Source organism: Silanimonas sp. (assembly GCF_027531545.1).
Lineage (GTDB): Bacteria > Pseudomonadota > Gammaproteobacteria > Xanthomonadales > Xanthomonadaceae > Silanimonas.
Genome location: NZ_JAPZSC010000001.1, coordinates 494814 through 507316 on the forward strand (window position 1 = coordinate 494814; position 12503 = coordinate 507316).

A 12503-nucleotide genomic window follows, 5' to 3' on the forward strand; every position below is an offset into this window, starting at 1 on the left:
TAAAATGGCGCAGCCCTAGAGAGGGAACTCCCCCCCGTGCTTGCCCCCCCCGTTCGCCGCGCCTGCCGCGCGGCCCTGTTCCTGATGCTCGCCGCCGATATCGCTTCGCCAAAGGCCTGGGCGGCAACGCCTGTTGTCCTGGATGGCCCACTTGGAACCTACGACGGTGATGACCAAGGGTACGCGGACTATGTTCTCAGGGACCTCCCACCGACGAATGACCTGCGAGCCCAGGTCGTGGCAACGGGGCATGTTTCCGCAAACGCGGGCGAGGCAGAACTGCGCGCCGACGGAAGCACGGAGGCGCTGTGGGGCCTCGTGAGGCTGCCCTCGGGAATGAGGCCCGAAGAGATCCTGCGCCTGTCGGTTGTCGCCACGGCGGATGACGGTCTCCCGCTGTCCCTCCACTTGAGGAATGCGGCGGGGCGCATCGAATGCCCAACGAACTGGAGCACGACGACCTCAACAGGCGGATGCAACCACGCGTTCCGAGTCAGCGAACTGACTGGCTCGACCACCCGTGAAAGCACCTCAAGCGACACGATCGACCTGATCGTCGCGCCGTCAACCAGGAGGCGAACCCGCGTCTACATCGATGCCGTCCTCGGCATCACCGACATCACCACGCGGACGCTTCAGGTGACGCCCAAGGTCTCGCCCTCCGGGACGTCGCGGTTGAGGTTCGCATGGGATGACCGGATGTGGGGGCCGGATTCGCGGATAGCGCACGTCGTCGAAGTGCGTGACGGCACCCGCCCCATACGCAGCTTCATGCTCAAGACATTCGGGCACGCCGGCCGTTCCTTTGCCCCGCTCTCGCCAAGGATGACCGCAACCGACACGCAGTTCTCGTTGGCCGGCAGGTACGGCGCCAGGCGGTTCTTGAACGGGGTGCCGATCATCATTCCGGACAACGGCGCAGCGGTCACGATCGATGTGGCGGGCACGCTGTTCAGCGCGGCCTCACCGCGGCCTCCCGCAGACTTGCGAGTCGAGCTTTACCGAGCGCGCCGCAACCCCGCCGATGCCGTCATCGACGGACTTCGCCCTGATGCGAGCCCTGACTTGGTGATCGACGACGAATCCGCCTCGACCAGCGGACGGAGCCGCGAACGACGTACGATTCCCGCCGGAACACTGGCGCCAGGCGTCTGGTACGTGCGTCCTGTTTCGGCGGTAGCGATGCACCTGGACGTGAACGTGTCCTTTGGCAGCGCGGCGCGCGGCAACACGCCCCGCTTCGGCCATTACTTCAACCCCCACCGCCCAGGGCACGGGTTCTCGCTGTCTCCCGCCGGTGGAGACTGGGTTCTGATCTGGTACGCGTACGATGACGATGAACTGCCCACCTGGTATTACGCGCAGGCGAAGAAGCCGCTGGCATCAACGCGGGACACGCTCTGGAGCGCGCCATTGTGGCGTGTCGCCTGGAATGGCGAGCGCTCGCACTTTGCCGACGCGGGCCATGTCCAGCTTTCGTCCACGGGCGGTGAAACGCTGGAAATGACTTGGACGCTGGATGGCATTGGTGGCTCCGAACCCATGGTGCCACTCGGCCCGACGGGATGCGCTCAGTCTTTGAATGGCATCGCGTTGGATGTGAACGGCCAGTGGTACTCACCGCTTCGCTCGGGATTCGGCTACAGCGTCCAGATGATCAGGGATCAGGAATTCCACTTGGCCTACCTCTACGACGGGGAGGGCCTTCCTCGCTGGATTACTGCGCAAGACAGATTCACCTCTGTGGCGCGAAACATCGTTGCCTTGCAGGTCGCCGGCTTCTGCCCCAGTTGCGATGCGACGCCAACCACCAGTCGAGCGGTCGGCTGGCTCTCGCGTGAGTTCAGCACGGTCGGCGGGTCTCCGAGACTGACGACCATCGGGGCGGCAGTGGACTTCACCGGCCCCGTCGTCGGCGGTTGGCGACAGGCACTCCCCACTGATCGTCTCGGTGCGCCTTTCGGCTGCCGCTAGGCCGGAATCACCCCGCATATCGCTCTCGTCACTGACCCGAAAAACCTCAAGGCCTCCACCGCCTGCTGCCGCAATTCGGGCACGGCGCTGGTCTCGAAGCGCTCGCCGAAGCGCGCGGCACCGACCACCGCGAGGCTTGGATCGGCGGGCGAGCGCACGCCGGTGCCGAGCGGATGCGCTTCGAGCACGCCATCGCGCACGAGTCGGGCCAACAGCGAATCACCAGCCAGCGCGGCGCGGAAGCCGGGGCCGCGGCAGTCCAACGCGAGGGCGACATCCAGGACGGTTTCGCCGAAGCGATCGCGCTTGACGATTCGCCCGTCAGCATCGACACGGATGCGGCCCGGCTCCAGCGAGAGCGCGGCATCGGCCTCGAGGGCCGCGCGCACGTCCGGCGCCATGCGGTGGCGGTGGCGGTTCCAGGCACCGAACGCATGGCGCAGCACGCGCCGCTGCTCGTCCGGCGCAAGGGCCGCCCAGCGCGCATTGGTGTCGGCACGCAGGGCGTCGATCACGGCGCGCCACGGGTGCCGGCTCGCGAAGTGACGGAGTACGCCCAGCAGGTCGCGCGCGGTGCTCGCTTCGTCGAGCGCCTCGTCGAGGGCTTCGCGTACGTCGGGCGTCAACGGCGCGGCGGGCGCATGCGCCTGCGACCAGCGGCCGCCCGGTGACACGGCTCGGATCGGGCCGCGGAAGCCGCGCTCCCGCAGCCCGAGCACCATGTCCACAGCGGTGAGGCCGCTGCCAACGACGAGCACCGTGTGGTTATCGCGGAGCGGCACGCCCTGCGCCGGCAGCGCGCGCCACCAAGCCCACGAATCGGACACCCAATGACGGGGGGCGTTCGGCATCGGCAAGCCGGCCGGCATGCCGAGGCACAGCGCGACGCGGCGGGCCCTCGGCGCAGAGGCGCCATGGCCGTCGAATCCGTCTTGGCCGAGATCGATCCGCCAGAGGTCGCCGTCTTTCCGAAGCGCGTCGACCGCGCCGAAGCGCGACGACGCGTCGACGCCCGCCAGACGGGCCTCGAGGTACTCGCCGAACCAGCGTCGCGACACGAATTGGCCGGGCACGACCTCGCGCCCGGGGTGCTCGCGGCGCAGCCAATCGAAGAAATCCACCGGCGCCTCGGCGTCGAGGCCCATGCGCTCGACCGGCACGTTGAGGCGGTGGACGAGACTGCTTCCGCCATAGGCCGGCAGGAAGGCTCGTCCGACCGTCTCCGGTCCCCGGCACCAGAGCAACCGCCATTGCGGCTGCAGTGCGCGAGCAGCCAGCACCGTCGCGACGCCGGCGGGTCCACCGCCGATCACGGCGAGGTCGTAGGGAGCGTCGATCGCGGTCATGCGGCCTTATGCCACAAGCCGCAGGGATCGGAAAATAAAAACCCCGCGAGCCAGGGGAGACTCGCGGGGCTGGTGAAGCGACGAGAGGGGAGGCCCGCCGCTTCGGTGTGGGTCGACCAGGGGAGGGATCGAGTCCACGGCAACGGACGTTGCATCCGTTGCGTGACATCTGACCACCGGGGCACTGACAAGTTCGTGAACTCGCGCGCTCTTTTCCGCATGGATTCAGGAGGGATTCACCGCCCCGTCGTCGAAGCGTGACGGAATCGCTAGTCCGCCGTGACGGGGCAGGAAAAGCCGCGTTAGTGCACGCATGTGCGGCCTACGACGTCAGTGGGCCTCGTCCCACGTGGGGCCGACGCCCGCCTCGACGAGCAGGGGTACGCGCAGCTCGGCGGCAGCCTCCATGCGCCGGAGGACCTCGGCCTTCGCCTCGTCGACGAAGCCGGCCTCCACTTCGAACACCAGTTCGTCGTGCACCTGCATCAGCATCGCGATGCGGTCCGCGCGTGGCACCGTCCACGCATCCACCGCCACCATCGCGCGCTTGATGATGTCGGCGGCCGTGCCCTGCATCGGCGCATTGATGGCGGCGCGCTCCGCGCCGGCGCGCTGCGCCTGGTTGCGCGAGCGGATCTCGGCGAGGTGCAGGCGGCGGCCGAACACGGTCTCGACGTAGCCCTTCTCCTTCGCCTGCTCGCGCGTGCGGTCCATGTAGGCGCGCACGCCGGGATAGCGACTGAAGTACAGGCCGATGTAGTCCTGCGCCTGGCCGCGGTCGATGCCGAGCTGGCGCGCGAGACCGAAGGCGCTCATGCCGTAGATCAGGCCGAAGTTGATCGCTTTCGCCGCGCGACGCTGGTCGCCGCTGACCTCGGCCAGCGGCACGCCGAACACCTCCGCCGCGGTGGCCTTGTGCACGTCGAGGCCTTCGGCGAAGGCACGCAGCAGGCCGGCGTCCTCGCTGAGGTGGGCCATGATGCGCAGCTCGATCTGCGAGTAGTCGCAAGCGAGGATCACTCGGCCCTCGGGAGCCACGAACGCACGGCGGATCTGCCGGCCTTCCGGCGTGCGGATGGGGATGTTCTGCAGGTTCGGGTCATTCGACGAGAGTCGTCCCGTCGCCGCGCCGGCCTGGTTGTAGCGCGTGTGCACGCGACCGGTGAGCGGATTCACCGACTCCGGCAGCTTGTCGGTATACGTGCTCTTGAGCTTCGCCAGGCCGCGGTGCTCGAGGATCAGTCGTGGAAGGGCGTGTTGATCGGCAATCGCCTCCAGCGCCTCCTCGTTCGTGCTCGGCTGGCCGGTGGGCGTCTTCACCAGTGCGGGCAACTTCAGCTCGTCGAACAGCAGGGCCTGCAACTGCTTCGGCGAATCGAGGTTGAACGGCCGGCCGGCGATGCCGTGCGCTTCCTGCTCGATGGCGTGCAGACGCTTGGCGTGCTCCGCGCTCTGGCGCTTCAGCTCGGCGACATCGATGCGCACGCCGGTGCGCTCCATCCGCGCGAGCACCGGCACGAGAGGCATCTCGATGTCGCGGTAGACCGACGCCAGCGCGGGCTCGGTGGCCAAGCGCGACGACAGTGCCGCGTGCAGGCGCAGGGTGACGTCGGCGTCCTCGGCGGCATAGGCCGTGGCGCGTTCGAGGTCGACCTGGTCGAAGGTGATCTGCTTGGCGCCTTTGCCGCAGACCTCTTCGTACTTGATGGTCGTGTACCCGAGGTGGCGCTCGGCCAGCGCGTCCATGTCATGGCGGTTGAGGCCGGCGTCGAGAACGAAGCTCATCAGCAGCGTGTCCTCGGCGTAGCCCTGAACGTCGATGCCGTGGCGGGCGAGCACTTCGATGTCGAACTTGCCGTTCTGGCCGAGCTTAGGCCTGGCGGCATCCTCGAGGATCGGCTTGAGCGCCTCGCAAACCATCGCCCAAGGCAGCTGCGGAGGCGCGCCGGCGTAGGCGTGCGCGATGGGGATGTAGCAGGCTTTGCCAATCGCGACGCACAGGCTCACGCCGACGAGGTGGCACTGCTGCGGATCGAGCCCATCGGTCTCGGTGTCGAAGGCGACCAGCGGCGCGGCGCGAAGGGCATCGATCCAGCGCGCAAGCTGCGCTTCGTCGAGCACGCATTCCACCTCCCCTTTCGCCGACCATGCGGGATCGATCGGCGCAACCGGCGCTGCGTCGCCGCTGCCGCCGAAGCCGCGCGGGGCGCCGCGGGCGGCGCCACCACTCGATGGAGGCGCACCCGCCCCGCCGTCCAGTTCGCGCGCGGCGGCGTTGAAGCCGTACTGCAGGTAGAGCGTGCGCAGCGCATCGACATGGCGTTCGCGCAGGTGCAGCTCGGCGGGACCGCGGTCGAGCGCGACATCGGTCTTGATGGTCACGAGCTGGCGGTTCAGCGGAAGCCGATGCAGCGCGGCGCGCAGGTTCTCGCCGATCTTGCCGGTCACCTTCTCCGCGTTGGCGATGACGGCATCGAGCGTGCCGTACTCCGCCAGCCACTTCGCCGCCGTCTTCGGCCCGCACTTGTCGACGCCGGGCACGTTGTCGACGCTGTCGCCCATCAGCGAGAGGTAATCGATGATCTGGTCGGCGCGCACGCCGAACTTCTCGACGACGTCGGCATCGCTCGCGAGCTTCGAGCCGCTCATGGTGTTGGTGAGCGTGATGCCGGGGCGCACCAGCTGGGCGAAGTCCTTGTCCGAGGTCGAGACGGTCACTTCGAGACCTTGGGCCGCACCTTGCACGGCCAGCGTGCCGATCACGTCGTCGGCCTCGACGCCGGGCACGCGCAGGATCGGGAAGCCCAGCGCCTCGACGATGGCGATCATCGGCTCGACCTGCGCGCGCAGGTCATCGGGCATCGGTGGGCGGTGCACCTTGTACTGCGGGTCGAGTTCCTCGCGGAAGGTCGGGCCGGAGGCGTCGAGCACGAAGGCGGCGTGCTCCGGCCCCTCCTTCAACGTGGCGCGCAGCATGTTCACCACGCCGAACAGGGCGCCCGTGGGCGTGCCGTCCGGCCCGGTCAGCGGCGGCAGGGCATGGAAGGCCCGGTAGAGGTAGGACGAGCCGTCGATCAGGACGAGGCGAGGCATGGACGGCTCCGGTTCGGCATGGCCGGCGATTGTATCGGCCTCGCCCACGGTGCGATCCTCGCGCGTCGCGAACCGCGGGAGGGCGCATGGGCGGTATTCAGAAGATCATCGACGGGACCAGCGAGGCCTGCGGCCATGTCGCCGCGCTGGCGGCGACGATCCTGGTGGCACTCACGGCCGGCCTCGTCCTTGCGTTCAGCCTCGGGGTCGGCTCGGTGAAGGTGCAGGACCTCGTGCTATGGCTCAACGCCGGCATGGTGATGCTCGGGCTGGGCTACGCACTGAAGCACCGCGCGCACGTGCGCATCGACGTGTTCTCCTCGCGCTGGTCGGCGCGCACGGTGGCGCGCGTCGAGGTGCTGGGCATCGCGCTGCTCCTGCTCCCGTTCTGCGCGGCGCTCGTCTGGTTCAGCCTCGACTACGTCGCGATGAGCTGGCGGATGGGCGAGCGCTCGGGCAGCACGGGCGGCTTGGCCGGCCTGTATCTCGCGAAGACGCTGCTGCCGGCAGGCGCCGCCCTGCTGGCGCTGCAAGGGATCGCGGAAGCGCTGCGTTCGCTGCCTGTCGCCCTCGGCCGCGAAGCGCAGGCGAACGCCGGGGAGCCGACGGCATGAGCCTGCACGACCAACACATCCTGATGCTCGTCCTGCTGCTGCTCGGCCTGTGCGCGGGCCTCGCCAGCGGCTTCCCCGTGGCGTTCGTGATCGGCGGCGTGGCCCTGCTCCTCGCCGGCCTCGGCACCCTGCTCGGCAACTTCGATCCGAGCTTCCTGCAGGCGCTGCCGAACCGCCTGTTCGACACGATGACCAGCCAGACGCTGCTGGCCGTGCCGCTGTTCGTCTACATGGGCGTGATGCTGGAACGCAGCCAGCTCGCGGAAGCCCTGCTCACCCGCGTGGCGGCCCTGTTCGGGCAGCGCCGCGGTGGGCTCGTCGTCGCGGTGATCCTCGTGGGCGCGATCCTCGCGGCCAGCACCGGCATCGTCGGTGCCACGGTGGTGACGATGGGCCTGATCTCGCTGCCGGTGATGCTGCGCGCCGGCTACGACCCGAAACTCGCCACCGGCGCCATCGCCGCCTCCGGCACGCTGGGCCAGATCATCCCGCCGTCGATCGTGCTGGTGCTGCTCGGCGACCAGCTCGGGAACGCCTACCAGCGTGCCCAGCTCGCCGCCGGCAACTTCGCACCGGAGACCGTGTCGGTCGGCGATCTTTTCGCCGGGGCCCTGCTGCCCGGCCTGGGGCTCGTGGTGCTCTACCTCGGCTACGCGCTCTATGTGGCCTGGCGCCATCCGGAACGCGCCCCCGCCCTGCCCGACGCCGTGCGTCCCTCGCTGTTCGAGGTCGCGCGCGACGTGTTGCCGGCACTTGGCCTGATCGTGCTGGTGCTGGGCTCGATCCTCGGGGGCTTTGCCACACCCACCGAAGCCGCCGCGGTCGGCGCAGTCGGTGCCAGTTTGTTCGCCGCGATGCGCGGGCGGCTGTCGTTCGCGCGCCTGCACGAGGTCGCGCGGGAGACCGTGAAGGTCAGCGCGATGGTGTTCGCCATCCTCTTCGCCGCGGCGCTGTTCTCGCTGGTCTTCCGCGGCTACGGCGGCGACGAGCTGGTGCACGAACTCCTGACCGGCCTGCCGGGCGGCGCGAACGGCGCGGTGCTGCTGGTGATGCTGCTGATGTTCCTGCTGGGCTTCGTGCTCGACTTCATCGAGATCGTCTTCATCGTCGTGCCGATCGTCGCCCCGGTGCTGTTCGCCCTTGGCGTCGATCCGGTGTGGCTGGGCGTGATGATGGCCATCAACCTGCAGACGAGCTTCCTGACGCCGCCCTTCGGCTTCGCGCTGTTCTACCTGCGCGGCGTCGCGCCACCAAGCATCGAGACGATGGCCATCTATCGCGGCGTGGTGCCCTTCATCGGCCTGCAGCTCGCGATGCTGCTGATCCTGTGGTTCGTGCCGGAGCTGGCGACCTGGCTGCCCGGCGTGCTCTACGACTGATCAGGCCGGCCCGCCCACGCGGGCACTTACGTCAGCCGCGCTGCGCCTTGATGTTGGCAACGACGTCTTCGAAGGGCGCCGGGCGGCCCAGCAGGTAGCCCTGCAGCTCGCCGCAGCCGTGTTCGGCGAGCCAGTCGCGCTGCGGCTCCGTCTCGACACCTTCGGCCACGGTGTCGAGGCCGAGGCTGCTGGCGAGCAGGATGACCGACGCGCAGATCGCCTCGTCGTCCGGGTCGCCGCCGAGGCCGCGCACGAAGCTGCGGTCGATCTTCAGGCGTTGGATCGGCAAGCGCTTGAGGTAGGACAGCGAGGAGTAGCCGGTGCCGAAATCATCGACCGCGATGCCGACGCCCAGCTTCGCGACGCGACGCATCTGCTCGATGGTGCTTTCGGCATTCACCATCAGCACGCTTTCGGTGAGTTCGAGCTCGAAGGCGCCGTGGGGAAGCGCGAACTCGGCGACGATGGCTTCGATGTCATCGAGCAGGTTGTGGTGCAGCTGCGTGGCCGACACGTTCACCGAAAGACGAACGTCGCCCAAGCCCTGCGACACCAGCTCGGCGTGGCGACGCGCGGCGTCGCGAAGCACCCAGCGCCCGACCTCGACCATCAGCCCGCTTTCCTCCAGCGCGTCGATGAAGTGCCCCGGCGCCAGTAGGCCGCGCTGCGGATGGCGCCAGCGCAGCAAGGCTTCGAGGCCCTGCGCGCGGCCATCCCAGCGGAACTGCGGCTGGTAGTGCAGCTCGAACTCCTGCCGCTCAACGGCCTCGCGCAGCTGCGAGATCAGGAACAGGCGCTCGGTGGCGCCCTGGTCGAAGGCCGGCTCGTAGCCAACGGCGCAATTCCGTCCGCGGGCCTTGGCCTGGTACATGGCGATGTCGGCGCGCTGCAGCAGGATGCCGGCCTCGTCGCCATGCTGCGGGCAGCGCGCATAGCCGATGCTGGCGGTGACGTAGTGCATCGAGCCGGCCAACTCGACCGGGCGGCGCAACGCCTCGGTGATGCGGTCGACGACGCGCAGCACGTCGGTCTCCACTTCGCCGAGCAGCAGCACCACGAACTCGTCGCCACCGAAGCGCGCGACGGTGTCGGTCTGCCGCAGGCAGCCCTGCAGGCGGCGCGCGACGGTACGCAGCAGCTCGTCGCCGGCGGCATGGCCCAGCGAGTCGTTCACCAGCTTGAAGTTGTCGAGGTCGACGAACAGCACCACCAGGTTCAGGCCGAAACGCTTGCTCTCGCGCAGCGCCTGCGCGAGGCGGTCGCGGAACAGCTGGCGGTTCGGCAGCGTCGTGAGTTCGTCGTGGGTGGCGCGATGCGCGAGCGCCTGCTCGGTGGCCACGCGCTCGCTGACGTCGATCTGCGAACCGACGTAGTGGGTGAGCACGCCGTTCGCGTCGCGCACCGGCGAGACGACCAATTCGATCCAGTAGGCGCTGCCATCCTTGCGGAAATTGCGCAGCAGCACCTGGCCATCGCGGCCTTCGCGCAAGGAATGACGCAGGGTCTCCAAACCCGGCTGCTCGCGCTCGGCGCCCTGCAGGAAATTGAGGTTGCGGCCCAGCAGCTCGGCGGCGCGGTAGCCGCTCATGGCTTCCAGCGCGGCGTTCACGTACACGGTCGGCCAGCCGGCCTGCCGGACATCGACGATGGCCACGCCGGTGGTCGTGGCGTCGAGCGCTCGCTTGAGCAAGGCGAGGCGATCGATGGCGCCGAGTTCCTCGCTGATGTCGGTGACGCCGCCGATGGCGCGCACCGGATGGCCAGCCGCGTCGCGCAGGATCATCAGGCGGTCGCGGGCGTGGCCCGTGCTGCCGTCCGGCTTGTCGAACCGGTAGGCGATCTCCCACTCGACCATGCCGGTGTTCAGGGCCTGCGCATAGCCCTGGCGCACGCGCTCGCGGTCCTCCGGATGGACCTTGGCGAGCCAGTCGGCGATCTCGTGCGCTGCCGCATCGGCAGGCAGGCCGAACATGCGGCAGAAGGCCTCGCTGCGCCACAAGGTGTTGCGCTCGAGATCGGCGTCGTAGATGCCGTCGCTGGTGGCGCGGGCAATGAGTGCGAAGCGCTCGCGCTCGCGGGCCTCGCGCCGCCGGGCGCGCCACAGCGCCAACAACGCCACGCCCATCGCCAGGAGCAGCGCGAGGATGGCGAGGGTGGACGGTGAAGCGCTTGCAGGCATGGCGGCTCCGAGGGGACGCCGTCAGCCTACCAGCGTCACCCCCGGCAGGCCGAGCACGTAGTCGGCGCCCATCAGCATCGACGGGGTCTTGAAGCCGGGCTCGGCGCCGCCCTCGAGCAGGCGCTGAGTGATGCCCAGCGCGGCCGTCACCGTCAGGTCATAGCCGTTCGGCGTGCGCAGCTGGCGCTTCAGTTCGCGGCCATCCGCGGTGCGCGCTTCACCCCACACCAGCGTGTCGGTCTTGCCGCGCTTCGACTCCGAAGGGCCACGCACGCTCTTCTCGACGCGGGCCTTCATGAAGCGCTGCACCGGGCCGAGGCCCAGCAGGGGCCGGACAAGGCGCAGGCGCCGGACGCGACCGATGACGGCCGGCGGCACCGCCATGTAGACCTCGATGTCCGGGATGCCGGTGCTCACGTAGGCCGTGTAGACATCGCCCCACGGGATGGTCATGGCCGTGCGGGGCTCGCCGTCGCGATCGAAGGTGCGGCTCTTCCACGCCAGCGGCACCGTGGTCATCTGGCCGCGGATGCGGGCGCGGCCGCCCTTGCCGAGGCCCTCGACACTGGTCTTGGCCGTTCCCGGGCTGGGGCCGCCGCCGGCTTCGAAGGCGAGCACGAGCGAGGTGGCATCGGGCAGGTCGCGCTTCAGCTGCGCCGCGAGGCAGTCGGTGGGCACCACGTCGAAGCCGGAACCCGGCAGCACGACGATGCCGGCCGCCTTCGCCCGCGCATCCTGCTGGTGGCAGTGCGCGAAGACGTCGATCTCACCGGTGATGTCGAGGTAGTGCGCCTTCCCGCGCAGGCAGGCCTCGAGCATCGGGGCGCAGGTTTCGGAGAACGGCCCCGCGCAGTGCAGCACCAGCGTGACGCCGCGAAGGCCCAGGTCGAGCGCAGCGGGCTCGAGGCCGAACACGCGCACCTCGAGGCCGCCGAGCTCGCGCGCCATCGCCTCGAGCTCCTCGCGGCGGCGGCCGGCGAGGATGGGCTTCATCCCGCGCGCCACCGCTGCCTTCGCCATCAGGCGGCCGGTGTAGCCGTTCGCGCCGTAGATCATCCACGTCATCGCATCGTCTCCGTCAGCCGCGGCGCATCGCGCCGGCGGTTTCCATCAGCTTCTTGAAGTACCAGTTCGGGAACCAGCGCTTGAGGCGCCAGCGCATCGGCTCGTGCTTCGTGGGCAGCACGAGGAAGGTGCGGGCCTGCAGGGCGGCGTAGGTCGCGTCGGCCACGGAATCGAGGGTGTCCGGGCTCTTGTCCATCATCCGCGAAGCCATGCCGCGCACCTTGGTGTCGCCGTGGAAGTTCTCCAGCAGGTTGGTGCGGAAGAACGCCGGGCAGAGCACCGAGACATCGACGCCGGTGCCGTGCATCTCGGCGCGCAGCTGCTCCGAGAAGGCCACCACGCCGGCCTTGGCCACGCCGTAGCTCATGATGCCGGGCGCACCGGCAAGGCCGGCGAAACTGGCGGTGCTGACGACGTGGCCACGGCCGCGCTCGACCATGCCGGGCAGGAAGGCCAGCGTGCCGCGGACAACGCTGAGCAGGTCCACCTCGATCAGCCGCCGCCACTCGGCCATGTCGGTGCTGAGCAGCGCGCCGCCGCTGGCGATGCCGGCATTGTTGACGAGCACGTCGACACCGCCGACGGCCGCGTCGACATCGGCCTTCAGCGCGTCGATGGAGGCGTCGTCACCGACATCGGCCTGGAAGGCAAGGTGGCCGTCACCGGGCAGGCCCGACGCGGCCGCCTGCGCCCGCGCGGAGTCGAGATCGACGCAGAGCACGCGTGCCCCGTCGCGGGCGTAGCGCTGCGCAAGGGCGAGGCCAAGCCCGCTGCCAGCGCCGGTGATGAGCACGCGCGGGCGCGTGGTGGAGGCGGGGTTCGTCGAGCCAGCAGCCATCGGCAGTCCGTACGC

Annotated in this window: 8 protein-coding genes; 3 read left to right on the forward strand and 5 right to left on the reverse strand. The window is 69.3% G+C overall.

Annotated elements, in window-relative coordinates; genetic code table 11:
* Positions 1 to 36 precede the first annotated feature (36 nt).
* On the forward strand, positions 37 to 1974 hold the full coding sequence (locus O9280_RS02205; RefSeq protein WP_298338188.1) for a hypothetical protein: 1938 nt from the start codon (positions 37 to 39) through the stop codon (positions 1972 to 1974).
* Here O9280_RS02205 and O9280_RS02210 read toward each other — a convergent pair.
* Complete coding sequence (locus tag O9280_RS02210) at positions 1971 to 3320, reverse strand: FAD/NAD(P)-binding protein (protein ID WP_298338190.1); 1350 nt, start codon at positions 3318 to 3320, stop codon at positions 1971 to 1973. The two genes, O9280_RS02205 and O9280_RS02210, sit on opposite strands and share 4 nt — an antisense overlap.
* Positions 3321 to 3650: 330 nt before the next feature.
* On the reverse strand, positions 3651 to 6413 hold the full coding sequence (polA, locus tag O9280_RS02215; RefSeq protein ID WP_298338192.1) for a DNA polymerase I: 2763 nt from the start codon (positions 6411 to 6413) through the stop codon (positions 3651 to 3653).
* 86 nt (positions 6414 to 6499) lie between these two features.
* Between polA and O9280_RS02220 the strand changes: the two genes are divergently transcribed.
* Positions 6500 to 7027, forward strand: a complete 528-nt coding sequence (locus O9280_RS02220; RefSeq protein ID WP_298338195.1) for a TRAP transporter small permease subunit — start codon at positions 6500 to 6502, stop codon at positions 7025 to 7027.
* Positions 7024 to 8406: a TRAP transporter large permease subunit gene (locus O9280_RS02225; protein WP_298338197.1), complete on the forward strand. Its 1383-nt coding sequence runs from the start codon at positions 7024 to 7026 to the stop codon at positions 8404 to 8406. Before O9280_RS02220 ends, O9280_RS02225 begins: the two co-directional genes overlap by 4 nt.
* A 31-nt stretch (positions 8407 to 8437) precedes the next feature.
* On the opposite strand, the gene O9280_RS02230 is transcribed toward O9280_RS02225, so the two are convergent.
* Genes O9280_RS02230 through O9280_RS02240 form a run of 3 tightly spaced genes read right to left on the reverse strand, consistent with a single transcriptional unit; the run spans position 8438 to position 12488 of the window.
* Positions 8438 to 10585, reverse strand: coding sequence for an EAL domain-containing protein (locus O9280_RS02230; protein ID WP_298338199.1), 2148 nt, complete (start codon positions 10583 to 10585; stop codon positions 8438 to 8440).
* A gap of 21 nt (positions 10586 to 10606) precedes the next feature.
* Positions 10607 to 11650, reverse strand: coding sequence for a saccharopine dehydrogenase NADP-binding domain-containing protein (locus O9280_RS02235; RefSeq protein ID WP_298338201.1), 1044 nt, complete (start codon positions 11648 to 11650; stop codon positions 10607 to 10609).
* Between the two features lie 13 nt (positions 11651 to 11663).
* Entirely contained in the window at positions 11664 to 12488 is an 825-nt protein-coding gene (locus tag O9280_RS02240; protein WP_298338203.1) for an SDR family NAD(P)-dependent oxidoreductase, read from the reverse strand.
* Positions 12489 to 12503: the final 15 nt, after the last annotated feature.

What these genes read in the sequence shown, in the direction of transcription:
- O9280_RS02210 (WP_298338190.1), bottom strand. Translation starts at nt 3,320, where the DNA reads ATGACCGCGATCGACGCTCCCTACGACCTCGCCGTGATCGGCGGTGGA.
- O9280_RS02230 (WP_298338199.1), bottom strand. Translation starts at nt 10,585, where the DNA reads ATGCCTGCAAGCGCTTCACCGTCCACCCTCGCCATCCTCGCGCTGCTC.
- O9280_RS02225 (WP_298338197.1), top strand. Translation starts at nt 7,024, where the DNA reads ATGAGCCTGCACGACCAACACATCCTGATGCTCGTCCTGCTGCTGCTC.
- polA (WP_298338192.1), bottom strand. Translation starts at nt 6,413, where the DNA reads ATGCCTCGCCTCGTCCTGATCGACGGCTCGTCCTACCTCTACCGGGCC.
- O9280_RS02220 (WP_298338195.1), top strand. Translation starts at nt 6,500, where the DNA reads ATGGGCGGTATTCAGAAGATCATCGACGGGACCAGCGAGGCCTGCGGC.
- O9280_RS02235 (WP_298338201.1), bottom strand. Translation starts at nt 11,650, where the DNA reads ATGACGTGGATGATCTACGGCGCGAACGGCTACACCGGCCGCCTGATG.
- O9280_RS02240 (WP_298338203.1), bottom strand. Translation starts at nt 12,488, where the DNA reads ATGGCTGCTGGCTCGACGAACCCCGCCTCCACCACGCGCCCGCGCGTG.